The organism is Paraglaciecola sp. L1A13 (genome assembly GCF_009796745.1).
Taxonomy (GTDB): domain Bacteria; phylum Pseudomonadota; class Gammaproteobacteria; order Enterobacterales; family Alteromonadaceae; genus Paraglaciecola.
Genome location: NZ_CP047024.1, coordinates 1,988,477 through 2,014,914, shown reverse-complemented (window position 1 = coordinate 2,014,914; position 26,438 = coordinate 1,988,477). Strand labels below are relative to the sequence as shown.

The 26,438-nt window shown below is 42.6% G+C and carries 22 protein-coding genes; 5 read left to right on the top strand and 17 right to left on the bottom strand.

Annotated elements, in window-relative coordinates; all coding sequences use genetic code 11:
* Nucleotides 1–24 precede the first annotated feature (24 nt).
* Together GQR89_RS08415 and GQR89_RS08410 are read right to left on the bottom strand one after the other, a co-directional pair.
* On the bottom strand, nucleotides 25–1,470 hold the full coding sequence (locus tag GQR89_RS08415; RefSeq protein WP_158769631.1) for a phosphomannomutase CpsG: 1,446 nt from the start codon (nucleotides 1,468–1,470) through the stop codon (nucleotides 25–27).
* A gap of 28 nt (nucleotides 1,471–1,498) precedes the next feature.
* Entirely contained in the window at nucleotides 1,499–2,920 is a 1,422-nt protein-coding gene (locus GQR89_RS08410; RefSeq protein WP_158769630.1) for a mannose-1-phosphate guanylyltransferase/mannose-6-phosphate isomerase, read from the bottom strand.
* A 256-nt stretch (nucleotides 2,921–3,176) separates the two neighbouring features.
* Here GQR89_RS08410 and tcdA point away from each other — a divergent pair, with 256 nt between their 5' ends.
* Nucleotides 3,177–3,977 carry a tRNA cyclic N6-threonylcarbamoyladenosine(37) synthase TcdA gene (tcdA, locus tag GQR89_RS08405; protein WP_158769629.1) on the top strand — a complete coding sequence of 267 codons (801 nt, stop codon included), beginning with the start codon at nucleotides 3,177–3,179 and terminating at the stop codon, nucleotides 3,975–3,977.
* Between the two features lie 41 nt (nucleotides 3,978–4,018).
* Here tcdA and GQR89_RS08400 read toward each other — a convergent pair whose 3' ends face one another.
* Nucleotides 4,019–4,693, bottom strand: coding sequence for a hypothetical protein (locus tag GQR89_RS08400; protein WP_158769628.1), 675 nt, complete (start codon nucleotides 4,691–4,693; stop codon nucleotides 4,019–4,021).
* Nucleotides 4,694–4,830: 137 nt separating this feature from the next.
* On the opposite strand from GQR89_RS08400, the gene GQR89_RS08395 reads away from it, so the two are divergent.
* Entirely contained in the window at nucleotides 4,831–5,739 is a 909-nt protein-coding gene (locus GQR89_RS08395; protein ID WP_158769627.1) for a LysR family transcriptional regulator, read from the top strand.
* A 19-nt stretch (nucleotides 5,740–5,758) separates the two neighbouring features.
* Nucleotides 5,759–6,172, top strand: a complete 414-nt coding sequence (locus GQR89_RS08390) for a hypothetical protein (protein ID WP_158769626.1) — start codon at nucleotides 5,759–5,761, stop codon at nucleotides 6,170–6,172.
* A gap of 75 nt (nucleotides 6,173–6,247) precedes the next feature.
* Here the strand turns inward: GQR89_RS08390 and GQR89_RS08385 are convergent, their stop codons facing one another.
* The 9 genes from GQR89_RS08385 to GQR89_RS08345 form a co-directional block, all read right to left on the bottom strand.
* A complete protein-coding gene (locus GQR89_RS08385; RefSeq protein ID WP_158769625.1) occupies nucleotides 6,248–6,739 on the bottom strand; it encodes a DUF2919 family protein in 492 nt (163 codons plus the stop codon).
* Between the two features lie 10 nt (nucleotides 6,740–6,749).
* Entirely contained in the window at nucleotides 6,750–7,190 is a 441-nt protein-coding gene (locus GQR89_RS08380) for a GNAT family N-acetyltransferase (protein WP_158769624.1), read from the bottom strand.
* Nucleotides 7,191–7,193: 3 nt separating this feature from the next.
* Nucleotides 7,194–8,975 (bottom strand): GGDEF domain-containing protein, encoded by a 1,782-nt coding sequence (locus GQR89_RS08375; protein WP_158769623.1) that lies wholly within the window; start codon nucleotides 8,973–8,975, stop codon nucleotides 7,194–7,196.
* 162 nt (nucleotides 8,976–9,137) lie between these two features.
* Complete coding sequence (locus GQR89_RS08370) at nucleotides 9,138–10,130, bottom strand: D-cysteine desulfhydrase family protein (RefSeq protein WP_158769622.1); 993 nt, start codon at nucleotides 10,128–10,130, stop codon at nucleotides 9,138–9,140.
* Between the two features lie 185 nt (nucleotides 10,131–10,315).
* Nucleotides 10,316–11,077 carry a 3-deoxy-manno-octulosonate cytidylyltransferase gene (kdsB, locus tag GQR89_RS08365; RefSeq protein WP_158769621.1) on the bottom strand — a complete coding sequence of 254 codons (762 nt, stop codon included), beginning with the start codon at nucleotides 11,075–11,077 and terminating at the stop codon, nucleotides 10,316–10,318.
* 9 nt (nucleotides 11,078–11,086) lie between these two features.
* Complete coding sequence (locus GQR89_RS08360; RefSeq protein WP_158772197.1) at nucleotides 11,087–11,293, bottom strand: Trm112 family protein; 207 nt, start codon at nucleotides 11,291–11,293, stop codon at nucleotides 11,087–11,089.
* A 2-nt stretch (nucleotides 11,294–11,295) separates the two neighbouring features.
* Nucleotides 11,296–12,285, bottom strand: a complete 990-nt coding sequence (gene lpxK, locus GQR89_RS08355) for a tetraacyldisaccharide 4'-kinase (RefSeq protein WP_158769620.1) — start codon at nucleotides 12,283–12,285, stop codon at nucleotides 11,296–11,298.
* On the bottom strand, nucleotides 12,282–14,039 hold the full coding sequence (gene msbA / locus GQR89_RS08350; RefSeq protein ID WP_158769619.1) for a lipid A export permease/ATP-binding protein MsbA: 1,758 nt from the start codon (nucleotides 14,037–14,039) through the stop codon (nucleotides 12,282–12,284). Before msbA ends, lpxK begins: the two co-directional genes overlap by 4 nt.
* Nucleotides 14,040–14,143: 104 nt before the next feature.
* The gene (locus GQR89_RS08345; protein WP_158769618.1) at nucleotides 14,144–16,423 is read right to left on the bottom strand and encodes a DNA internalization-related competence protein ComEC/Rec2; all 2,280 of its coding nucleotides are present in this window, start codon (nucleotides 16,421–16,423) and stop codon (nucleotides 14,144–14,146) included.
* A gap of 49 nt (nucleotides 16,424–16,472) precedes the next feature.
* On the opposite strand from GQR89_RS08345, the gene GQR89_RS08340 reads away from it, so the two are divergent.
* Entirely contained in the window at nucleotides 16,473–17,012 is a 540-nt protein-coding gene (locus GQR89_RS08340; RefSeq protein ID WP_158769617.1) for a DUF2062 domain-containing protein, read from the top strand.
* Between the two features lie 113 nt (nucleotides 17,013–17,125).
* Here GQR89_RS08340 and GQR89_RS08335 read toward each other — a convergent pair whose 3' ends face one another.
* Genes GQR89_RS08335 through smc form a run of 4 tightly spaced genes read right to left on the bottom strand, consistent with a single transcriptional unit; the run spans nucleotide 17,126 to nucleotide 24,387 of the window.
* Nucleotides 17,126–17,464: a DUF3392 domain-containing protein gene (locus GQR89_RS08335; RefSeq protein WP_158769616.1), complete on the bottom strand. Its 339-nt coding sequence runs from the start codon at nucleotides 17,462–17,464 to the stop codon at nucleotides 17,126–17,128.
* A gap of 3 nt (nucleotides 17,465–17,467) precedes the next feature.
* Nucleotides 17,468–19,501 (bottom strand): NAD-dependent DNA ligase LigA, encoded by a 2,034-nt coding sequence (gene ligA, locus GQR89_RS08330; protein WP_158769615.1) that lies wholly within the window; start codon nucleotides 19,499–19,501, stop codon nucleotides 17,468–17,470.
* Between the two features lie 49 nt (nucleotides 19,502–19,550).
* Nucleotides 19,551–20,879: a cell division protein ZipA gene (gene zipA, locus GQR89_RS08325; RefSeq protein WP_158769614.1), complete on the bottom strand. Its 1,329-nt coding sequence runs from the start codon at nucleotides 20,877–20,879 to the stop codon at nucleotides 19,551–19,553.
* 22 nt (nucleotides 20,880–20,901) lie between these two features.
* Entirely contained in the window at nucleotides 20,902–24,387 is a 3,486-nt protein-coding gene (gene smc / locus GQR89_RS08320) for a chromosome segregation protein SMC (RefSeq protein WP_158769613.1), read from the bottom strand.
* 214 nt (nucleotides 24,388–24,601) lie between these two features.
* Here smc and cysZ point away from each other — a divergent pair, with 214 nt between their 5' ends.
* Complete coding sequence (gene cysZ, locus GQR89_RS08315; protein ID WP_158769612.1) at nucleotides 24,602–25,330, top strand: sulfate transporter CysZ; 729 nt, start codon at nucleotides 24,602–24,604, stop codon at nucleotides 25,328–25,330.
* Here the strand turns inward: cysZ and GQR89_RS08310 are convergent.
* Nucleotides 25,327–26,379 (bottom strand): 2-dehydropantoate 2-reductase, encoded by a 1,053-nt coding sequence (locus GQR89_RS08310; RefSeq protein WP_158769611.1) that lies wholly within the window; start codon nucleotides 26,377–26,379, stop codon nucleotides 25,327–25,329. The genes cysZ and GQR89_RS08310 overlap by 4 nt on opposite strands.
* Nucleotides 26,380–26,438 lie beyond the last annotated feature (59 nt).

Here is a 26,438-nt window from a genome sequence, read left to right as displayed (position 1 = left end):
CCTCTTTTCAAAACGTGCTTAATACTATTTCAGCATGGCTAATAATTCTTTGGTTTTAGCCTGCATCAATTTGATATCCCCACGAGATTCAACGTTTAAACGAATAACAGGCTCAGTATTTGATTTACGTAAGTTAAAACGCCATTTATCAAACTCGAGACCAATGCCATCGGTGTAATCTACAACCTTGGCTTTATCTTCATATGCTTGCAAAATATTCGCGATAGCGGCATCAGGGTCCTGCAAAACTGAATTAATTTCACCGGATGAAGGGAAAGCTGCAATACGCTGAGCTACCATCTCTGACAATGGCTTGTTTTGTAAACACAAAAGTTCAGCAACCAGTAGCCAAGGGATCATACCTGAGTCACAGTAAGCGAAGTCTCGAAAATAGTGATGTGCACTCATTTCGCCGCCGTAAACTGCGTCATCTGCACGCATACGTTCCTTAATAAACGCATGGCCGGTTTTGCTTTTAATGGGTACACCGCCGGCGCTTTTAACTATATCTTCGGTATTCCAATACACTCTGGGGTCATATATAACCTTCGCACCAGGGTCTTTATCAAGAAACGCTTGAGCCAGTAAACCGACAATATAATATCCCTCGACAAACTCACCCGTTTCATCGAACAAGAAACATCGGTCAAAGTCACCATCCCATGCAATACCCATATTTGCCTTATGTTTGATTACCGCATTAGCGGTATCAGCACGACTTTCTGGTAACAAAGGATTAGGGATACCGTTAGGGAAATGGCCATCTGGTTGATGATGGATTTTGACAAACTCGATTGGTACACCTTTATTTTTAAAAGCTGCCTCGATCGCATCAAGTGCCTTGCCTGCCGCTCCATTACCTGCATTAACGACTAATTTAAGCGGGGTAAAGCCATCGGTGCTGACGTAGCTCAGCATATGTTCAACATAAGCATCCATGATAGACAATGTCTTATATTGACCGGTTGCTAACAACTTTTCAGTTAATACACTGCATTGACCTTGCACGAATGCATCTTGGCTAACAAAAGTATCAACATATTTTTCCAGATTTTTTTGGACATCTGCATCAGTGTAACTCTCAGCCAGTGCTTGAACGTCAAATAAGCCAGTATCACCACTGACAGGACGCGACCCCTCTTTGACCAATTTCATACCGTTGTAGTCAATGGGATTGTGACTAGCAGTTACTTCGACACCGCCATCCACGCCTAGATGCTTAGTAGCAAAGTATATCTCTTCAGTACCTGTCATGCCTAAATCACTGACTTGGCAGCCTCCATCAATCAGGCCCGCTGATAAAGCGAGTTTGAGAGGTTGTGATGTTAAACGGATATCACCACCAACCACCACTGTTTTAGCATTAAAATGCTCGGCAAATGCGCGACCAATTCGATAGGCCACACGCTCATCTAACTGATCAATAAGCTTTCCACGAATATCGTAGGCTTTAAAGCAAGTAATCTTCATTTAATTCATTCCTCGCGACAACATTTCACTACTTAGATTCAACACGACCGTAACGGTCTGAGAAACGAACAATATCATCTTCCCCTAGATAGGTTCCTGATTGCACTTCAATAAGCTCTAATGGAATTTTACCAGGGTTTTCTAAGGCGTGGATCACGCCAACTGGAATATACGTAGATTGGTTTTCACATAACAGCAGCGTTTCGCTACCATTAGTCACTTTTGCTGTACCTGCAACGACAATCCAATGCTCAGCTCGGTGATGATGCATTTGCACCGATAGTTTTTCACCAGGCTTAACCATGATACGTTTGACCTGAAAGCGCTCACCATTATCGATGGAATCATAGCTTCCCCAAGGGCGATATACTTCACGGTGAAACTCGAATTCAGGACGTTTGTCCGCCTTTAGTTTGTTCACCACGTTCTTAATATTTTGCACTTTATCTTTGTGCGCAACCAATACTGCGTCTTTTGTTTCAACCACAACGACGTTGTCTAAGCCCACAACTGATATAAGACGTTGTTCAGCGTTGATATAACTATTATGAACGTCATCTAAAATAGCATCACCAATGATCACATTTTGGTTTTCATCCTTATTTTTTGCCGTTTCCCATAAAGATGACCAACTACCTACATCACTCCAGCCAGCATCAAGCGGCACAACTGCTGCTGAATCGGTTTTTTCCATCACTGCATAATCAATCGAATCATCTGGGCAGGTTGCAAAAATATCGGCATCAACACGCACAAACTCTAAATCAGGGGCTTCGGTTGCGATTGCGCGCTTACATATATCAAGCATATCAGGCGCGTACTTTTCAAGCTCTTGCAAATAACGGCTGGCTTTGAACAAGAACATACCACTGTTCCAGAAATAATTACCCGAGTCGACATATTGCTGAGCCGTCACTAAATCTGGTTTTTCTACGAACTCAGCTACATCAAAACCCACGTCGGCTTGTGCAATTTTTTCGCCACTTTTAATATAGCCGTAACCGGTATGAGCACTGTCTGGCACAATACCAAAGGTGACTAACTTGCCCTGCTCAGCCAAGACTTCTGCTTGGGCAATGGCTTTGTGAAAGGCTTCTTTGTCATTAATAAGATGATCAGCCGCCAGTACCAACAACGTTGGATCTTCACCGTTTAAAGAGGCATGCAAGGCAGCCAATGCAATAGCAGGCGCTGTGTTACGTCCCATAGGTTCAAGTAAAATACCACCATGTTGCACATTCTGCTGTCTCAACTGCTCAGCTACCAGAAAGCGATGGGAATCGTTACAAATGACAATGGGTTTTTCAGATTTCGTCCCATCAAGTCTGGCAACGGTGTCTTGTAACATGGTCAAGTTTGAGGTCAAACGCAAAAATTGCTTAGGCAATGCTGCGCGAGACTTTGGCCATAAACGGCTTCCACTACCACCGGCTAGAACGACAGGTTTCATTTAACTTTCCTTTTTATAAATTTAAAATTGAATATGACTAAAATTTTCTGGGTGAATAGTATTAAAAGCGATGATCTTATTCAATGAACTATCGGTTTATATTATATTAAAATGGGACTTAGCGACCTTTAATCCCATTCATTTGATATACCACCTAAAATCATCCAGTGAATCAAGTGGCAAACGCTTGCAAAACGTGGCTCCTGCCCTAATATACTTGCCGTTTAACATTCTAATATAGTGATCCTGTTCTACCATGAGTCAATTTTCACAGCGCTTTGGCGGCACCCAACGTTTATATGGTGTAAATGAAACCGAAACATTACGAAATTCACATGTCTGTGTTGTAGGCATTGGTGGTGTCGGTTCTTGGGTGGCAGAAGCCTTAGCACGAAGCGCGGTTGGGCATATCACGTTGATTGATTTAGATGACATTTGCGTAACCAATACCAACCGGCAAATTCATGCTTTGCAAAACACCATTGGCGAAGCAAAAGTCGATGCCATGCGTGAACGAATTCAGCTAATCAATCCAGAATGTAAAGTGGATGTTATTGAAGATTTTGTCACGCCAGCAAACGTAATAGATCTACTCAATAAAGATATGACATACGTGGTGGAAGCGACTGACAGTGTTAAAGCAAAAGCGGCGATGATAGCGCATTGCAAACGCAATAAAATTCCTATCATCACCGTTGGCGGTGCAGGCGGGCAAATTGACCCTACGCAAGTTTCTGTTACTGATTTAGCAAAAACCATTCAGGATCCGCTGGCCGCTAAACTACGTTATATTTTGCGCAAGGAATATGGGTTTACGACTAATTCAAAACGCCGCTTCGCCGTTGAGTGTGTGTTTTCCACAGAGCAGCTACGGTATCCCCAACCCGATGGCTCAGTGTGTCAAACCAAAAATTTGACCGACGGTAGCGTTAAACTCGATTGTAACAACGGTTTTGGTGCATCTGTGGCAGTAACAGCCACATTTGGCTTTGTCGCTGCCGCTCGTGTTATGCAAAAAATTATTGATAAAGCGCAAAAGACAACGCTGACTGCCTAAGATAGATAAACTCAGTGGTTAAGTTTGCAACATAATAATCTTTAACCGGATTTCAACGAGCGATGCTTTTTAATATCTAAATACACACTAACCATTAGCCATACGCTGATGACACTGATTAAAAGCACACTATTCTCTGCGAGCTGCATGACCTCTTCACTTAATGTCGATGTAGCAAAAATCAACATCAGGTAATATGGCAGATTGAGTAACCCTGCAAACCATACCACTCTAAATGGACGTCCCTGAGCACCTTGCTTGAACATATAAAACGCCAGAGAATTGATGTGTATCATAGCGATCAACAGGTATTTGATTGAATATTGTTTTTTAGCGTTTTTTGGGGAGTGTTTGTTCACACTGTCACGGGTATCTGGACTATGGGCAAAGCGCCGACCGAGTGAGTAATTAATGATCGATCCCAACGTCGCTGCAATAACCATGGATAATGTCAGGTATATAATATCATTCCAATCCGGTTTAGCTAACACCACAAGCAAAACTGCAAAAAATTGTCCTGGAAAATAAAAACCAATATACACAACAGATTCAAGTAAAATAATCGCTAAAATCAACACATAAAAATAACCGTCAAAGGTGTTTTTTAGGTCCTCGAGCAATGTTATTCCCGGAGGAACCACCCCAAAATGTATTAGAATTAACATCAGCCCCAAAGAAACTAAGGCTGATAGTGGTAAAAAAGATTGATAGCGCATAGGTTTCAAATAGCTTTCAAATTGAAGTAAATCTGAATACAAATTACGTCAATTCAACGATTTAAGATCAACTTAAGTTGTTTTTCGGCACAACTCGCCCTAGCATAGAGCTATCCTTTCTAAAAATTAGAAACCTAATGTATCGTGCTAAAACGACTATAGAGCAATGGCGGATCCTACAGGCAGTTGTCGATTTCGGTGGTTATGCTCACGCTGCCAATAAATTAAATAAAAGTCAATCTTCTTTGAACCACGCCGTGGCTAAACTTCAAGATCAACTTGGCGTTAAGCTATTGGAAGTCAAAGGTCGTAAAGCCTTTTTAACTGCAGCGGGCGAAGTCATGTTGCGCCGCTCACGCCATCTGTCGCAAAACGTGCAAGATTTAGAAGAGTTAGCGGGTAATATCAATCAAGATTGGGAGCCTGAAATTACCATAGCTGTAGACTTGGCATATCCGAAAAAATTGCTCTATCCAGCATTAAAGGCGTTTTATCCGGAAAGCCGTGGAAGCCGTTTACGTATTATTGAAACAGTGTTAACAGGTACAGAAGAAGCCATAACCCAAGGCTGGGCAGATTTAGCTATATCACCTATGATGCCCAAAGGTTTTCTAGGCGAGCCGATTGCAGAATGCGCGCTGTATCCTGTTTGCCACCCAGACCACGAATTAGCATCACTGACCGGACCGATCGATTTAAACGACTTACAACAACACTTACAGCTTGTGATTAAAGATACATCCAGTTCGCCGAGTGAAAAGCAGGGGTGGCTTAAATCTGAACAACGCTGGACAGTCAGTACATTTGAAACCGCGGTAGATTTACTACGTGAAAACATCGGCTTTTGTTGGTTACCAGAGTTTATCGTAGACCACTTAATCGAGCGCAAAATTCTGCATCGTTTACCCATCAAAGGCAGTAGTTTTAGGCCTCTGATATGTTACGTCATAAAACCTAAGCCAGATTCTTGCGGCCCAGGTTCAAATTTACTGTATAAAACATTAGTAAAACAAAGTCCTTTTAATAACCCTTTAATAGAAGAATAAACCAAATTTGGAGACCAATATGCAAATGACCAGAGAAGAGTTAACCCAGTTAATGATCGATAGCGCACAAAATGCCATTGAAACGACAGAACATGAGTTTGGTATCGTACTCGATGAAACAGAGCAGAGTCTTGATATCGTTGACGATGTTATTCTAAGCTGGTTAGGTAAATATAAATCCCAGGCACTAGAAGACAACGCAGTATTTACTATCTGCAATATATACGGAGCCTATGTCGGTGAACTATTTCGCAATAAAGTAGGTGGATTTTGGAAGTATGACGAATCTGATAAACGTGCGCCCTATGTGGTATTAGAATACGCGGGGAATACATATGCATTTGCAGGTATTTGCTATCAACGGCTAGTGAATGATAGCCAGATCAGCGTCAAAAATTACTTCGAACAAGCGGTAGCAAACAATCTTCAGTGACATATATTGCACCAATTAAGGGGTTGGGTCAGAAGTACCCAACACAATCATGATATGGCTAAAGAAAAGAAAGACTTATTTAGATGGTTTGGTTAAGACTGGCGGTCTCGACCAGTCTTGACTCAAAAATGCTATATGTTTGTTCTTTTTTATCCAATAAAGGTAAATGCCATCAAGTAAAATAGTCAGTGCAATTAACCACGAAAAGCCCCAGTTCTGCTTCGATGCCATAACCAAATGAAAACCTATATCTGTCACCAAACTCAACAATATTAAAGGCTTGATAGCTTTAAATAATATCTTGGCGTAGCCATCCCAAATTTTAGTCCGAAAGCTGATCATCAATACAACTAAAAAGCTCGGAAGTGCGATAACTAAACTACTGTAAAAATAACTGTTATGGGGATAAAAAAGCGCTAATAATGCGCCACTATCTTGGCGAAAGGTTAAAGATGCGATAAAAACCCAGATTGGTCGACAAATGTAGAACAAGCACCAAAGCAGTGATTTAGATGGCTTAACGCGTCCTGCATCATCGTAGTATTTAAGGGGAAGTAATAAACGCATTAAACTTAGCTTACTCAATCGAACAAAGTGACTTCGCAAAGTGATGACTAGAAATCTCAAACCCTTCACGTAAGTAAAATTTATGGGCGGCAAAACGTTGTACACCGGAGTCGAGATGTAATTGCCCGCAACCTTGCTGTAATGCATTATTTTCTAACCATTTAAGCATCACCGCACCGATACCCATTGAACGCTGTTCTGTATCTGTAATTAAGTCGTCCACGTACATATGTTTGCCCCAAGCGAGCTTATGACCGATGCTAAATCCCGCGACACCGCTTATGGTTTTACCGCAAATAGCTTGCAGTAATTGGTAGCCATATTTTTGCTGGTGCAAAACCCGCGCAATAAACTCACTATGAGCGAGATTAGGCCGAAGCTGATACATTAATGGGTAGCATGCAGATATCTGCTTTTCGGTCGTGGCTATACTACAAATCACTTGTTTCATCGTTTATTGATGACTCTTTGCTGTAAATGAATCCCGCATATCAGATAATACCTCTTCAATGTCAGAGAACCCCTCGACTGATATATAAATACTCATTTGGCTTTCAATCGAGACATACTCGCCTACCCTTGCAAGAAATTGAGTGTCATTCAATGCGCTTTGCACTCGTTCAAAAAATTCACGGGCTAGGGTTTCATCTATGTTACGCAGGCACACCACAAATTGTTCGTTGCCCACTCGCCCGACTACATCTTCTTCTCTGGTGACTTTAAGCAAGCAATGGGATACGGCTAGCAGAGCTTTCTCACCTACTGTGTGGCCATGCTTCCCTTGTACTGTTCGAACGTTACTAATATCGATCAGTGCTAGCGCATTAGTTCGACCATTCTGCGCGTGCGGTAGGCGTCTCATCATACCTACAACCGCACGCTCGTTATATAAACCAGTCAATGTATCGCTACTGACATTTTTGATATAGCGCTTCACAATAAAGAAGTAAACCCCAGCCAACAACAAGATAAACGCGAGTGTTAACATCACAATTGAACGATATTTTTGCGTTTCCTGCTGTTCCAATTCATTTTCAAGGGAGGTAATTTGACTATGTAAATTTGCCACGCCCAGCACTCTGCCCGAGCGTTGCTGGTCTAATATCTGTTTATTTGTCAATTCAACATATAAATCGAATACGTCTTGGGCTTTTACAAGATTATCGGTGTAAAAATAGGCATTGGCCATCACCCAAAGATAATCTCGTCGAGCTAAAAACTTTCGGTGCTGAGAATCGCTCAATGCTTCTTGCTCTTGAATGAAGGTTTCTACACATGTTTTATTGTTATCATAAATGCATAGCGCAATTCCGTATAACTTGGCGTTACGGTGAATGATGTCACTACTGACTTTAGGTAAATAAAAATTCAGCTTTAATAAACTGTTGCGTAAATATTCATACTCTTGCAGACGAAAATAATATCGGCTTTCAGCATAATGCAACCAAGCATTCGTTAGCGGAGTATTAACCGTTAAATTGGCTCGTCTGAATATTTCGATATGCTGTTTAGCGGCAACAAAATCACCACTGGCCATATTGGCACTAATAGCACTGATAAGGGTCGCCAATTGGTTGTTCGTCGCATACACCTCAAGCCCCATATAATAAGACTTCAAGTACTGCTCCGCGGCTAGCTCATTTTGCCCAATACCGCCGTACAGCAATCCGATATTATTATGAATATGCGCAATAGCCGCGACGTCGCCCAATTCGACAAACTTTTCCAATAATGAATAGAGTTTGCCCAATTTCACCGAAATATCAGTGTTATTTTGATTACATACCGTGATCAAACCTAGTTGTGCACTGAGGTAAATATCCGAATAACGGTCTCGAGCTAACGACTCAGCTTGAGAATAATAATCACACCGTTTGGGGTTTTCCTGCACATCGTAAATAAAACCCAATTGATAAACGGCTCCGGCATATAAAGCACTGCTTTTGTCGATTGAGTCGTCGTTAAATAGCTGATTGAGAATATCTCGAGCATGTTCATATTGCCCAACACAGATCAGCGAATGAGATTTTATGAGATTCAGCCTATCGTGCTGGTCTTTGTCCAAATCATCAGATGCAAGATAGTTATCGAGCGCGAGCGTAATATCGCTTTTGGGGCAATCATAGGTAGCAGCTTGGGCGGCAATAATAAATTTTTCAATATCTTCGCTTTGCTCAGCATAAGCGTAAAACGTACTCAACCAAACAAAGACGCTTACCGCCAACAACACTTTCACAAAATCACCAAACCATTAGACTAAAGTAGGGGTAAACAATAGTGGCTCAAAAAAAATTTATCTACCACTATATCGGCTATATTGCACAAAAATCGTGCATTACAGCGATAAAACGAAACTGATATGTGTTAGTTACATTCAGACGTTCAAAAAACAAACAAACTACTGCAAAGCATCAGCATAGGCAAATATAGCTGGCGCACCACCGGTATGCCAAAAAAGTACATTGCTATCTGCTTTAAATTGCTTACGACGGATCATATCGATTAACCCGCCCATTGCTCTTCCGGTATAAACAGGGTCAAGTAAAATCCCTTCGTACTGGGCACATAATGCGATCGCTTCGCGTTCTAAGCTTCCAACCACGCCATATCCTTGACCAATATAATCATCAATCAAGTGTAGGTCGTCTATTGATCCGTTGTAATCAATAGCCAATTGAGACGCACTGTGCTCTATCAATTGTTGCAACTGACTTTTATAGGTATCTTTACCCTGTTCGTCTTTATCGATATTAATGCCGAGAATATTGCTGTTGCCATTGTTAATTTGCTTACCTAGGACTAGTCCACAGTGTGTTGCTCCAGAGCTTGAGGCAAATACAATGTCGGAAAACTGCACGTCCTGAGCGAAAGCATCGCACTGAATCATCAATTCTGAGTAAGCATGAATAAAGCCTAATGCACCAATAGTATTTGAACCGCCATAAGGGACAACGTAAGGCTTCTTACCTTGAGCACGCAACTGGTCAACCAACGCAGGGATATCCTCGCCTTTACGCTTTTCGCCACTCCAGTGAATATGCGCAGCAAAAAGTTGGTCGAGCAACAAATTGCCGTTCGCCAAATCAGGCGCCTGCCCTCCTAGCACTAAATGACAAGTTAACCCTAGTTTCGCTGCACCAGCAGCCGTTTGGCGGCAGTGATTAGACTGAGCTGCGCCAGCGGTGATCACGCAATCACATCCTGTCGCCAGTGCATCCGCCAGTAAGTATTCGAGTTTGCGAGTTTTATTGCCACCAAGGGCCAATCCGGTCAAGTCATCGCGTTTAATATAAATTTGAGGACCACCTAAATAAGCAGAAAGCCGGGGTAACTTATGAACAGGTGTAGGGAATACCCCCAATTCAATTTTCTCTATTGCATTTATCGACATATATGCCCCTGGAAATATCGCTTAAAAGTAAATGTTAGATGACCCATAAAGATCTGTTATCACTAATATAGATGTTTGATATTGGCAAGATAATGCTTTACAAATTCAAGTCGTAATACACGATTCTCACCTGTTGCAATATTTAACACCGTTTCACCCCTTAACCAGCCTAGTAATAAGAGACGTCAAAGAATGCTTGAGTCAGCCAATAACCGTTTCAAGTCTTCAGGGGTATCAATTCCCGTTGGTGGCGTTTGACGAGCAATATCCACATGTATTTTTTCACCGTGCCACAAAACACGAAGCTGTTCTAAGGATTCAATTTGCTCTAATCCAGAAGGTGACATATTCACATATTGCTTGATAAACCCAGCTCTATAAGCATATATACCCACATGGCGAAGATAATAGTCACCAATTTCATCGATGCTATCTTCATCTAAGAAACGGGCACGGTCGTAAGGAATCGTAGCTCGCGTAAAGTACATCGCGTAACCTTGCTTATCTAATACAACTTTTACCACGTTGGGATTAAACGCTTCTTCCACATCAACAATTTTAACGGCAAGAGTTGCCATTTCAGCCTGCTGGTGATGATGAAGGTTTTCAGCTACCTGTTGTATATTTGCTGCAGGGATAAAGGGTTCATCGCCTTGCACATTGACCACAATTTCTTGCGCCAACATATTTTGCATTTCCACCACTTCAGCAAGACGTTCAGTGCCTGATTCATGATGAGCACCCGTCATACAGTATTGTCCGCCAAAGTCACTGACAACTTTAGCAATCCGCGCATCATCTGTAGCTACAACAATATTGGATGCACCCGATTCTATCGCCCTCTGGTACACATGCTGAACCATCGGTTTGCCATTAATTTCAACTAAAGGTTTACCTGGAAATCGAGTCGATGCATAACGCGCTGGAATGATTACATTGAAATTCATGTTGTCGTCCTACTTGGTGATTTTCTCTAATTCTTCACTAGATAATGCCAGCGCTTCGGTTTCAAGCAGCACGGGAATATTATGCTCGATGGGATAAGCAAGACGATCAAATCGACAGACCAGACGCTCAGCTCCCGCCGCAGTTTTATCTAAAACGAGCACGCCTTTACAAACCGGACAGGCCACAATTTCAAGTAATTTTTTATCAAACGCCATGTTCATCTCACTTCTTTGTTGCGTAATTTTATTAATAATTGTCGGTCAAAATTTATATCAAGCTTGGCATTAACAGGTAAATACCACCAATCGTCGTATGCAAATTGCTGACACTTAACCGCGTCTTTTTCTGTCATTAACACGCGTTCTTGTGGCAAATCGCCCTCTTGGAAATCATGATGATCTGCGAAACTTAGGCATTCTTTTATCACCACTGCGTGTTGCTCGAGTAACCGATAAAAACGCTGCGGATGACCAATACCAGCCGCCGCAACTATCGGCGAATCAAGTTGTTCTAAGGACAAACGCTGATTTGGGTATTTCAAATTCACCAATTGCCCTGGTACAAGTTGCATCAGATGTTCATTTTCTGAAGCACGCTCGCCATTAATTACCACAAAATCGACTTCGGCAAGTCGAAATCTTGTTTCACGAAGTGGCCCACTAGGCATCAAAAAGTGGTTGCCTGTACGGCGCTTACCGTCCATCACCACTATTTCAATATCGCGTTGTAGTGCGTAGTGTTGTAGGCCATCGTCACAAATAATTACATCACAATGATGAGTATCTATTAAAAACTGCGCGCCTCTGGCTCGTTTGGGATCGACCACCATTGGGCAAGTTATATGCTGGCGCATTAATACAGGTTCGTCCCCTACTTCGGTCGGTTCGCTGGTTGATGTAACGGTGCATGGATATTGGTCACTGTGTCCACCATAGCCTCGACTCAACACGCCAGGCCGGTAACCATTTTCAGTCAAAAACTGAGCTAAATGGACTACCATAGGCGTTTTCCCATTACCGCCGACACTGATATTTCCCACAATAATAACCGGAGCGGAAACCTTAACAGATGCCTTTAATCCCATTGAATATGCCACTTTACGCGCGCGTGATACGGCCCAAAACAATATAGTTAAAGGAAAAAGCATAATAAAAACAGGCCATTTGTACCAAGGATGCTGATACCAAACCCTTTCTATTATTCTCACGACGCGATTGGTCCGTCACCAAATTGTAATTTGTGTAATTGCGCGTAGGCACCATCTTGAGACAGTAACGAACCATGACTACCCTGCTCTAAAATACAGCCTTTTTCGATAACTAAGATTTGGTCAGCACTTTCGATAGTGGAAAGGCGATGTGCAACCACTATACTAGTGCGGTCTTGTTGTAACGTTTCCAATGCATCCTGAATCAACCGTTCTGATTCGGTATCAAGTGCCGAAGTCGCTTCATCGAGGATCAGCACAGGGGCATCTAACAAGACTGCTCGGGCGATAGCTAGGCGTTGACGTTGCCCTCCCGATAACATCAAACCGTTTTCACCGATAAGGGTATCCATGCCTTTGGGTAATTGGTCAATAAATTCTAATGCATGAGCGGTTTTAGCCGCTGCTAGAATCTGTTCGGAAGTCACGCGCCCTTCAGAGCCATAGGCAATATTATTCGCAATAGTGTCATTAAATAGGGTCACATGTTGCGACACCAATGCAAACTGACGTCGCAAATCTTTCAGTTTGAAATCTTGCAGCGGTACATCGTCAAGTAAAATAGTGCCTTGGTCTACATCGTAAAAACGTGTCAGCAAACTCGATATGGTCGATTTACCACTGCCAGAACGGCCCACCAACGCAAACATTTTACCGGGTTCAACAGTGAACGACATATCCGTTATAGCCGCATCATCTTTATTAGGATAGTGAAACGTCACGTCCCTAAATTCCAATTTACCTTTGGCTTTATCCAGTGCTTTAGTCCCAGTGTCTTTTTCGATAGGATTATCAAGTATGGAAAAAATACTCACACAAGCCGCCATACCTTTTTGAAACTCACTATTGACGGTAGTGAGCTGCTTCAACGGTTTAAGTAACATGGTCATCGCCACAACGACGGTAACAAAAGTCCCGGGGGTCAAATCAGTAATAAAATTAGGTTTACTAGATATGTACAACACCACCGCAAGTGCCACAGATGCGATAACTTGAATCGATGAAACACTTAAAATTTGCGCTATGACCAATTTCATATTCTGTTGACGGTTATGATTATTCTTCTTAGCAAAGCGCGATGCTTCTAAGTCTTGGCCACCAAACATGAGCACCACTTTATGACCTTTAATTATCTGTTCTGCAGAAGAGGTTAAATTGCCCATCGCGTGCTGAATATTTTTACTGACTAAGCGAAAGCGTTTACTGACGCTCGAGACTATCACTGCCACCAAAGGACCAATCAGAATAAACACTAACGCTAATTGCCAAGAGTGGTAGAACATCCAAAATAATAATCCAAACACCAAAGCGCCTTCTCTGACTAAGGTCAAGAACGCTTTGCCGGCAGCGCCAGCTACCTGTTCAGTATCGTAGATTACTTTTGAGATAAGCTGACCTGATGGGTGATGGTCGTGGAATGCAACGGGCAAATGCATGTACTGGTGAAACAATTGCTCACGCATTTTCATCACAACCTGACTTGATATCCAAGAAAGGGTGTACGTACCCATAAAATTAAATATGCCGCGGGCCATAAACACCGGTATGACGAAATATGCAGCTAAGCGCAGGTAGTCATAATCCCATTTACCGCCATTACCATCAATGATTGGTTGCAGCAGTGATATCACGTAAGCGTCGATCAGCGAGTAGCCCACCATGCCAATAACGGCAACAGCAAAGGCCAACTTGAAGTCTTTTAGGTAAACGGCGAAGCGTTTGAATACATTTTGAGACGGTAAATTATGTGTCATGAAAGCGTTATAATTCGACTTAGTTAAGGTTATACGATGATATTGTAACTGTTAGGGGGAATTTCCCCAACTATCAATTATTTAATGCTTAATTTTCAATCAATCTAGTGATTTGCATACCAATAAGGATATATATCCTCTCGAAATTTTTTCACTTTAATCGCTCCATTACCGATAGTTAGCTGTATTTGTCCCTGCTCTGAGGTACGAAACAACGTGGCATCGGTTTGTTGATAGCGTTTAAGCACTTCGTTTCTAGGAAATCCCCAACGGTTCATAAAGCCCTGACTAAAAATGACATAATCAGGCGCCACCGCATTAATAAATTCCCATGACGATGAAGTATTGCTTCCATGATGAGGCGCAAGCAAAATATGTGATTGCAATAACTTCCCATAGTGGCTCACCAGTTTTTGCTCCACGGACGCATCTATATCCCCAGTTAACAATACTTGAGTAAAACCATCCGTTATTTGCAGTACACATGAGCTATTGTTATCGCTATGCAACGTTGGATCATCGGGCCATAAAGCAAATATATTAAGTCCTTGCCATTTAAGCTTCCAGCTCTGACGGCACACATCTTTTGTGGTGTAGGTTTGTGATATTGGCATAGCACGTCGAAGTGCTGGTAAGCTGCCACTATGGTCGTTATCAAAATGGCTGAGTACCAACGCGTTAACTTCACTTATGCCTCGGCTTCGCAAATAAGGTACAAGCGCACTATCGGCCATATTAAAACCACTGGGATAAGACGCACCTACATCGTATACCAACGCTTTATTGTATCTGCTTATGACTACCGACAAGCCCTGACCTACATCTAACACATTAACCTGCCATTGTGTTGATTGGGTACGCAAACCAAAACTCAGCAGAGGTATACAAAGCACCAACACAGCGATCTTTGGAACCAACCCTTTAGGTAACAACATAGTGACGGTTGCTAATGTGAAACCAATCCATGCTAATGCTGGTATAGCTTGAATATTTAGCGCCGCACCTGACCAGTCACTGGCAGCTGTTAAAATATCAAGCGAGAAAATCAGTCCTTTATCAACTAAGCTCAATACTGCTTGATATTGCGATAATGAAAACAGCATCATCATGATTGCCAGCAAACATAAAGGGACTAAAATCAATGTCACTATTGGCACCGCAATTAAATTGACCAAAGGTGCAACCAACGAAATAAAAGAAAATTGCCAAGCAACCAATGGCAGCATCAAAATGCTTAAGGCCAGTTGTAAACGGCACATTCCTGCAAACCATGCCTTAATTGAAAATCCAATATGTCTTATTGGCCATCGCCAAAAAACAAAGCCAATAATCAATATAGCGCTGAAACTCAGCCAAAAACTTTGACCAAATAAGCTTAAAGGGAATAGTAAGATAAACCCGCTGACACTGACCAAAAAAATACGTTTAAACGCCCAATGTGTCCGCGTAAAGAGTAAAAATGCGGCCAATGTTAACATCAACCATGCTCGCATTGCGGGTAATCCTAACCCCGCTAAATAAGCATAACCAAGGGTTGCCAATAAGGTAATGCCGACGCTAGTAAGGTAGAAATTTACTTTTTGCGAGTTGATTAACACTCGGTAACAAAAAAGTAAGACTGTGGCGATAAATAAATAGCATAGGCTTGCCACAAGCGCTAAATGCAATCCAGAAATGGCAATTAAATGGGCAATACCAGTTCGCTGTACTAATAGCCAGTCATCAGGGGTAAGTAAACCTCGATGCCCCAATGCTAATGCAGCTATCCAAGGTACAGTGGTAAGGTGTGTCGCCATAATCTGATCAAGTAAACGTTGCCGTAAGCTAACGCTTGATTCAAGTAAGCTATTGTTTTTATTTGCTTTAACGTAGCCTGTAGCCACTATTCCTTGACTAAATAACCATTGTTGATAATGAAAAGCGCCTTGATTGGCTAAACCATGAGGTGGCTTTAGTTTTACCCATAACTGCACCACGTGACCTTGTTTTATCGGCCACATAGGCTTGGTCCAACTTACTCTGATACGTCTTTTGGGTATCAATAACCGCTCATCAACATTCGAGATATCAAGGTTAAAACGTGTGTTTGTTTGACTATCAATTAAGCTGGCAACTTTCCCCTTAACCCAAATCCCTTGCGTAAAATCATCTTCTTGGAGTTGCCAAGTTTGCTGCCAATGGCCTACACTTGCCATCCAAAAAATGCCAAGTAAAAAGCAAATACTCAGGTTTTTAACGCGCTGGTAATTTGAAATAATGTGCGACCAACGCCACAGCAGTATGATAAGACATAGGATTATTGGTAGAATGAACAACGCAGGAAGCGACAACCAAAATAAGGCGGACATACTGGCTGCAATAAAACTGAAAAGTCTACCGTCCATAGTGCTAGGCACATCCTTTGTATCACTTCACAACTTATTATAGAGAATTATGCTGAAAAAGTTTATTAGACGCTTCTTACCTGATCATCATAAAATTAAAAAGCAAAAAGCATTGAAGGTATTTGGTACTCTGTTGCACGATCCTAATCTTTGGCATCTGAATCGTCGGTCAGCATCAGGGGCTTTTGGCGTTGGGCTATTTTTCGCATTTTGGCCTGTCCCGTTTCAAATGTGGCTGGCCGCAGGGGCAGCTATCCCTCTAAGAGTAAATTTACCGCTTTCTGTGGCAACCGTGTGGATAACAAATCCTTTTACGATGCCACCTATTTTTTATGGTGCATATCTCGTCGGCGCCACTATATTGGGGACTGATACTCAAGCCTTTCATTTCCAGTTAAGTTGGGATTGGGTCGTACAGAGCATTGAGACTATTGGACCTGCATTTTTGCTTGGTTGTGGTGTATGTTCTATTGTCTTTGGTTTAGCGGGCTTTTTCGGATTGAATTACATCTGGCGTTGGTCAGTGGTTAAAGCATGGCAAGTCCGCCAAGCTAAGTACGCTGCAAGCAGAGCCAGACTCAAAAAATAATAAAAAGCCAGCGGAAAATGCTGGCTTAAAACCGTCAACTTCTTCTAGAACGAGGCAGACACGACATACAATTATTATCTGCCTAATATTGATATCACCGCCTAAACCGCGCGTTAAATATAGCGCCTGTTCTCCGCTAAATACCCTAACATCAAAAATACACTAATAATGCATATACCCCGATACAAGCTGGGGATCATCAGCAGTACGAGCTTCACGTGAGGCGTGGTGAATATAACAAGTGCCCCATAACCGAATGCACAAATAAGGACAAATACCAAAGTGCGCACAATAAAATGATATGGCGCCAAAATATGCTTAATTTTTTTGTTGAGTATATCTCCATAAATCACCAGTACAGTAGCGACTATGGTCATGGCAATCTCAGCATAATACGGGCTCACCCAACGCGTTAAACCAGCTAAGGCTTCAAATATAATTGAGGTATCCATGGGTTAACCTTCGAGTTCAATAAACATTTTCAGCATCTCGTCTTCATTCATAACTTTGACGCCTAAATCCTGTGCTTTAGTCAGTTTTGAACCCGCTTTTTCGCCAGCAACTAAACAACTTGTTTTCGCTGAAACGCTACCGGCGACCTTGGCTCCAAGGGCTTGTAATTTAGCTTTCGCCTGATTTCGATCCATGACGTTTAACGTGCCTGTTAAAACATAAACTTGTCCGGCGAGGGGTAACGTATCCAGTGCAATTTTACTAATTTTTGGCCAATGCACACCTGCTGCTAACAGTGCTTTTATAACATCAAGGTTGTGCCCTTCGCGAAAAAAGTTAAACACATGCTGTGCAACGATAACTCCGACGTCGGAGACAGTTTGAAGAGATTCAATATCCGCTTGTTCGATGTCTTCTAAGGTTAAAAAGTGTTGTGCTAAATTTTGAGCCGTTGCCTCACCCACCTCCCGGATACCAAGAGAATAAAGGAATTTAGCCAATGTTGTTTTTTTACTCTTTTCTAAGGCATTAACCAGATTAACGGCAGATTTCTCGCCCATGCGCTCCATACTCGACAGAGGAGCGATGTCCAAGTTAAAGAAGTCTGCAGGGCTTTTTACCATGTCAGCATCAACGAGTTGTTCAATTAGCTTATCCCCTAGCCCATCAACATCAAGGGCTTTGCGGGAAGCGAAATGTTTCATCGCTTCTTTTCGTTGTGCTTTGCAATAGAGACCGCCTGTACAGCGAGCAACGGCTTCACCTTCGAGCTTTTCTATTGCTGACTCGCAAACTGGGCATACTACTGGAAACACAATCTCGCGCGCGTCTTCGGGGCGTTTGTCAGCCACTATCGCTACGACTTGTGGAATAACGTCTCCTGCCCGGCGAATAATGACTGTGTCACCAATCATGATGCCGAGTCGGTTAATTTCATCTTGGTTATGAAGTGTCGCATTCGATACTGTAACGCCACCAACAAAGGTTGGTGCAAGACGCGCAACAGGCGTGATTGCGCCGGTCCGCCCTACCTGAAACTCAACATCTAGCAAGGTGCTCATTTCTTCTTGCGCTGGAAATTTATGTGCTATGGCCCAACGCGGTGCACGCGCAACAAAGCCTAAAGCTTGTTGCATCTCGATATTATCAACTTTGAAAACCACACCATCAATATCGTAGCTTAGTTGACTTCGCAGCCCGCCTATTTTGTGAAAATAGGTTAAGCATTCACTCGCCCCTTGGGCAGTTTCCAGCTCTTTGCTTAACGGTAAACCCCACTCGCTTAATTGCTTCAAGCGTGCTGAATGAGTGATGTCCAAAGGCTGTTTTTCATTCTCAACTAATCCCAACGAATAACTATAAAACAACAGCGGTCGCGCTGCTGTGATTCGAGGGTCAAGCTGACGTAGGCTCCCCGCTGCCGCATTCCGTGGATTCACAAACGGTTTTTTTCCTTTGCTAATTTGCGCCTCGTTTAACTTAATGAAACCCGAGCGAGTCATAATCACTTCGCCACGCACTTCCAAACGACTCGGGTATGTATCGCCACGCAGGCTAAGGGGTACATTGGCTATAGTGCGTACATTTGAAGTAATATTCTCACCAACGCGACCGTCACCACGAGTAGCTGCGCGCACTAACTTACCGTTTTCATACAAGATACTGACCGCTAAGCCATCAAGCTTAGGCTCACAACTAAAGCTGATCTCGTCAGTGATGTTTAATCGGTCTTTTATACGTTTTTCAAACGCTACCATATCGCCTTCATCGAAGGCATTGTCAAGAGACAACATGGGCACTTCATGCTCAATTTGTTCAAATGCGCTCAGCGCAGCTCCCCCTACTTTTTGTGAAGGAGAATCAGGGTTACGTAGATCAGGATGGGCGGTTTCTATTTCAAGTAATTCGCGCATTAAACGATCATACTCGGCATCGGGTACGGTCGGATTATCCGCAACGTAGTACTGATAATTATATTCGCTGATCGTATTGATGAGTTGCGTCAACCTTTGGGCAGGTGACAAAGCATTAGACATATAGATGTTCCAAGATATTCAAAGAAAATAGGGAGCCTAAGCTCCCAGATTAGCGACGTATCATTCGCTTACGTTCGAACTCGCGAATGCGTTCAACGTATTGCTGCAAGCCTTGTTTGGTCAACATACTCCGACGTCCATCAAGAATTTGACCATTAAATTCATCGGCGATTTTGCGTGTTGCATTATGCATCATATTGAAAACCTGATGAGGGTCACCTTCAATGGGCAAAATCATAAATAACGACACACCCTGTGTGGTGAATGTTTCAAGATGATCGATATCAAATACGCCTGGCTTAAACATATTTGCTAAGCTAAATAATACAGGGCCTTTACCATTGGCATTTACATGACGATGAAAGATATCTTGATCACCAAATTTGAATCCGAGGGTAAGCAACATTGGTAATAAGCTCGCACCTTGGATAGGCTCGTCATCTGGAGTCTTAACGTTTAGGACCAAAACTTCTTGAGGCTGTTCAGCTACGTTCGCCTGAGTTTCATTGGATTGAGCATTAGCAGGTGCTTTACTATTGTCAGCTTGCTGCTCATCGAAATCGATATTCAATTGATCATCAGCGAATTTAGGTTCTTTTCGCTTGCGATTCGCAGTCTCATTTTTGCGGCTATGTAACGCACGTTCCGTCACATCGGCTTCAACCTGCTGCGTGGGTGTAACAGACCTAGGGCTATATTGTACACTAGCATTACTTGGCTTTGAGACTTGAGGCTGCGCACCTGAATTTTCAGCGATATTATCAGAAACATGTTGCCCTCCCTTTAACAAAAACGTAGGGGGCTCAGGTATGTCCCGTGATTGCCGTGCGCCAGCATGAGTGTAATGATTAGCCTGCGCCGCATATTCAGGCTTAGGTTGGGTTACTACCGAGGCGTACACTTTACCTGGCGCCACAGCAACCTTAGGTTCAAGGTGCTCAGCGGGTGATGCCTCGGACGTAGCCGACTTTAGTCCATCTTCGTTGTCTTTTTCGAGTACGACTTCGCGGTTTAATTGAACCTGCCTGTCATCTTCATGTTTGGTATCGAACTGCGTTTGCTCAACCGCGGTATCGACTAAGTCATTTTCAAGATTTGGTTGAGATTGCTCGCCCGAAGTTTGAGCGCTGCTGACCACCCGCACAGGACCAACACCTAAATCATCAAAATCACGCTTACCCGTTGCGCTTTGATTTAAATCGACATCCTCATCCAACGAGAATCGCGGTTCAGGCGCTTCGTTATTAGAGCGCCTTACTTTGCCTTTGCTTGTGTGCTTGTCCGAAGACTTTCGAGAAACCCACAAACCATGAACTAACACCCCAGCAATCGCGCAGGTGCCTACTATAAATAACGTCCAACGTAATACATCTTCCATCGAATTAACTCATACCCTTTTGTTATGCTTGCGCAATAGCTAACGCTTGTTCAACATCAACAGCTACCATACGTGAAACACCTGGTTCCGCCATGGTTACTCCCGTTAAGTGACTCGCCATTTCCATCGCAATTTTGTTATGGGTGATATAAATAAATTGCACACTACTTGACATTTCACTGACCAACTTACAAAAACGCCCCACATTAGCATCATCTAATGGCGCATCCACTTCATCTAATAAACAAAATGGTGCGGGGTTCAGTTGGAAAATAGCAAACACCAATGATAAAGCGGTCAAAGCTTTTTCTCCACCAGAAAGCAGATGAATTGTACTATTTTTCTTACCCGGTGGTCTTGCCATAATACTCACCCCCGTTTCCAATAAATCATCATCTGTTAATGCCAAATAAGCCGAGCCACCACCAAACACCTTGGGAAACAAAGTTTGTAGACCATTATTAACCTGATCAAAGGTATTTTTAAAGCGACTTCTGGTTTCTTTATCAATTTTACGGATAGCTTGTTCTAATGTCTCAAGTGCTGACTCAAGATCTTGATTTTGTTCATCTAAGTGTTGTTTACGTTGAGCTTGAACATCGTACTCTTCCACCGCAGCCAGATTAACAGCCCCTAATCTCGCAACATCTGCGACGGTTCGTTCTAAGTATTTTTGCCATTGTTTTTCATCAGCGGCGTCACTAAGAGTCTCAAGCAATGGCTCGAGCTGAACTTTCATCTCATTTAACTGATCGACAATACTATTGGCTCGAACGCGATAACCTTCGCATTCCAATTTAGTGTTTTGCACATTTTGCTGCATTTGTTGAATCTGAGTATTTATTCCTTGCTGACCTTTTTCTATCAAACCAAGTTCATGCTCGATTTCGCCCAGCATAATCTGCAGTTTTTGCTGTTTTGCGTCCAACTCTTTGTGTTCAAGCAACAATGTTTGCAGCAAATCCACTTGTTCATCCAGTGGGGTAGATAATTGCTTAAGCTCGGTGGCCAGTTGCTCTTTTTTGTAGAACATGTTTTGTAACTGAGCACTTTCCCGGGCCTGTATAACTTGCAAATTTTGTTGTTCGGCTTGTTGGCCTTTTAACGTCAATGCATGTTGATGCTGTTGATTTTTTAAATTATCCAGCTGATGCCGCTGCTCTCTTATTTGATTGTTCAGCGAATCACGCTGTTGCTCAATTACGATTTGCTGCTCTTGCATTGTCATCAAAGTATCAGCCAGCTCTTCGGTTTGCGCAGTAAATTCAGCGAGCTGTAACTCTTCTTGGTTAAGTACTTCCTGCTGTCGGAGCAATTCAGCCTCGAGTTTACGCTGTCGATGACTATCGCTTTGCTGTTGTTGCACTAACCACTGAACGTGATTTTTGCTTTTATTCAGCTCATCAGAACAGTCTGCAAGGGATCGGTTAGCGTCCTCTTTTTCTTGGTTTAATCGGTCAACATCCTGCACTGCTTGTTCGCTCGCATCTACAGCAAGAGCCAAGACAGATTGCCTATCTGGGCGTGTCGTTTCAAGTACTGTGATGGCATTTGCCCTTTGTATAGTGCCACTGTGCTCATCTGCACAACCATCAAATAACCAATCACGACCAGCCCATAACCCATCAGGACTTATTACACTTTGACCAGTATCTAATGTAACGCGCTCAGCCAGTGCTTCTTCTCGGGTTAGCGCAATTTTGATATCCCCCATCCACTTAGGATAATAACAATCATTGAGCACTGAACTTAAGGTATTTACTTTTGTTTCGAGCGCTTTAGCATCCTCAAAGACCACTACTAATCCATGCATTTCATTTTGTAGCAGCACGCTGTCAATATCGTCAGCGTGCTCAACCAGCAAGGCATTCTGCCAGTGCGCGGTAACAGTTTCGAGCGCTTTTTCCCACCCAGGAGTGACCTTTATTGAAGTCTGCCACGGCTTAGTTGCTATGTTTTCGTCATGAAGTGCCTGTTGCAGGTCCTGATGCCCATTTGCCAAATCTTGCACGCTTTGTAGCGCAGCTATTTGCGCATCTACTGCATGGAGCTCGCCACTCGCTTGGCTTTTGTGCTCGCTACATTCACGCCAATTAAGCTCAGCTTGATGAAGCTTTTCACTAAGGGTTTGATAACGTAATTGTGCGTCATCAAACTTTACTTTTTTATATTGTTGGGCCTTGTTTGCAACTTCAATTTGCAGTTCAAAATCAGCAATCTGCAAACTTTTTATCTCAGCGTTTATTTCACTTATACGTTCTTGAGTACGCATCTGCATGGCCATGGTAGATTGAATCTTGCCATGATAGCTTTGTGCTTGCTGTTTATATTTCTGATGGCTTTGTTCTTGTTCTCGCCACTGATGTTGCTTGCCCGCTAATCGCTCTTCACCACTTTGCAATTCCCAAGCGGCATCTTCTAATACCTGTTCAGTTAAAGCATGTTCTGGCTCATGTTGATCAATGATGGCCGTTAAATCTAATAGCCGCTGGGCGCTATTACCATGCTCTTTCTCGCTCTCCATTATGGCCTCTTGTAACGTAACAAGCTCTTGATTAATTTGCGCTATGCGCTGCTTGTTATGCAACTGATTTTGCTCGAGACGCGTGATATCGTTACTCAAACGAAAATAAGCTTGCTGGGTGTCTTGTAACTGCAGTTTGTGCTCTTGCTGGCGAGTTCGGTAATTTGTAATTTCTTTTTCATCGCCTCGTTGACGGGCAATAAAAGCTTCAAGATCTGTTTCTTGCTGCTGTGCTTGGCGTTCTAACTTCACGATGGCGTCGTTAAAATTTAACCAGCGGATAGCCGCTAATTCTGAGCGGTATTGGCGTTCTTGATGTTTTAGCTCTTTATAACGCTTAGCCGCTAAGGCTTGTTTCTCAAGTTTTTGCAATTGAGTACCAAGTTCACCTCGCACATCTTCCAGGCGCTCTAGGTTTTCCTTAGTGTGCCGAATACGAGTTTCGGTCTCACGACGGCGCTCTTTATACTTGGAAATCCCAGCAGCTTCCTCAATAAAAACCCGCAATTCCTGTGGTTTAGATTCGATTAAGCGCGAAATAGTCCCTTGCTCAATAATGGCGTAACTACGAGGACCTAACCCCGTTCCAAGAAACAAATCGGTTACGTCTCTGCGGCGGCACTTACTATTATTTAGGAAATAGTTAGATTGCCCATCTTTACTCACCAAACGCTTAACTGAAATTTCATTATAGCTGGCGAATTCACCTTGAATACGCCCTGAGGTATTATCAAAAACCAGTTCGACTGTGCATTGGGAGACAGGTTTTCGTGCGCTTGAACCGTTGAAAATAACGTCTACCATCGCATCGCCGCGGAGGTTTTTGGCTGAGCTTTCCCCTAAAACCCAGCGCACAGCGTCAATAACGTTTGATTTACCGCAGCCATTAGGCCCGACAATCGCAGTCATATCTTCTACAAAGGGAATACTGGTAGGGTCAACAAATGACTTAAACCCCGCAAGCTTTATTTTCTTTAAACGCATGAATAAAAAGATAATTCCAGTTTATCGTTATTATGGGAAACAGTGAAAATGTAGCAAAACTCACTCCGTGTAACAATTGACGTTTTGCTGCACAGTACTTCGTGGGTATAATACCTTAAGTTCGCATCGATATTTGCCAATTAATTCAAGGTATTAGATAATTTTTGGCCAGCGACAATTAAATGCACAATTTGTATACAAAAGAGGTTAAACCGTGAATTACTTCCTACAAGGCTTTTCTCTTATCCAGACTAAGGGCCTAAAGCGCTTCGTATTTATTCCCTTAACAGTGAATCTAATTTTATTTGCTGTCGCTCTCTATGCCCTTTTTGGTCAAATAGATGGTGCAATCATTTGGTTGGTGGGGCTGATCCCCGACTGGTTAGGTTGGTTGAAAACGGCATTAAGCTACATTATCTGGCCGTTAGCAGTGGTAAGCATTCTATTAGTTTTTGCACTTATCTTTGGCACATTAGCCAACTGGATAGCAGCACCGTTTAATGGTTTATTGGCCGAGAAAGTAGAAAAACACCTTACGGGACAAGATTTGGGAGATACTGGCGTATTGGACGTAGTAAAAGATATTCCCCGCACATTAGGCCGTGAATTTTCAAAGTTAACTTACTACGTACCGCGCGCTATTGGCTTTCTATTATTGTTCTTTATCTTACCTGTGATTGGGCAAGTGTTATGGTTTTTGTTTAGTGCCTGGATGATGGCTATTCAATATTGTGATTACCCCTTCGATAATCACAAAATATCCTTTAAAGATATGCGTAGAACGCTCAATCAAAGCCGTGGGAACTGTTTTAGCTTTGGTTTTGCGGTCAGCATTTTTTCGATGATCCCCATAGTGAATTTTTTGGTTATGCCCGTCGCAATTTGTGGCGCTACGGCTATGTGGGTTGACAACCTTAAACCAAAGTTACAAGGCGGAATCTAACGTTTTCGGATAAAATTTTGTAGCTGTTTAGCACTAATAGGGCGGGCAAGATTAAGTAAATCTTTTTTCGCTCCGTTTGAGCTAGTCAAAGATTCTATTAATGTCACAATGCGTTTATTAGCAGGAGCCTTCTTCCCTAACCTTTCGGCAGAACTTACCACTGCTCCATTAAGATAATGGATCTCAGTAGGTTTCCCTTGCGACATATCCCACCACATAGAAGTTCTCACAGTTGGATCGACGGCTAACATCTTATTGGCAACAAGCGTAAATAGAAAGTTCGGAAGCTTAAGTACATAAGGCACTATTTTTGCCGGTACTGAAGTCACTTTCGGTAATTCTATTCCAAGCTCGTCAGTTACCGTCAACAACTCTTGCATAAGTGTAGCAATAACAACGCGATATCCGCGCTGTTGCAACATACTTTTTACCGGGATGTCGGCCAGAGCGTTGATACTATTCCCCAAGTTTAACTGAAGTTTTGCCCACAATAGCGCCTGCATATCATGAGTCTGTGCGACAGGTAATAACGGGCTATTAAGCCTTTCTTGCAAAATTTCACTGACTTGCCCCTTGATAGTTTGCTCAATGGTTAAGTGCCCTTGTGAGCCGCGGTGTAAATGTCCCGCTTTTAGTTCAACAACATTAAACGGCACCATAACGCGTAACACCACGTTATTAGGAAAGGCATTTTGCACTGGTTTTTCTGAACCTAAGCCATTTTGGCAACACAGAATGACCGTTTTATCGCTCACTAATGGCGCAATATCTTGTATTGCTTGCGCTACGCTTTGACACTTTACCGTCAGCCACAGAAAATCACATTTTAATTGGTCGGGCTCAAGACGCGCTAATACATCAGTGTCTAGAAAGTTAAGTCCTGTAACATTTGCATGATGTTCTTGATAATCAGTTAGCGTTACCCCCGATATCAATTTATGTTTTATCGTAGGACGGCAAACTAACGCTACATTTACGCCCAATTGGTGCATGCATGCACCTATATAACTGCCAATTAGCCCGGCTCCAAAAATCACATGAGACGACATACGGCTCCTTTTAACAGATTGATAATATTCATTTAATTTGCTCCAAATTAACACATGCT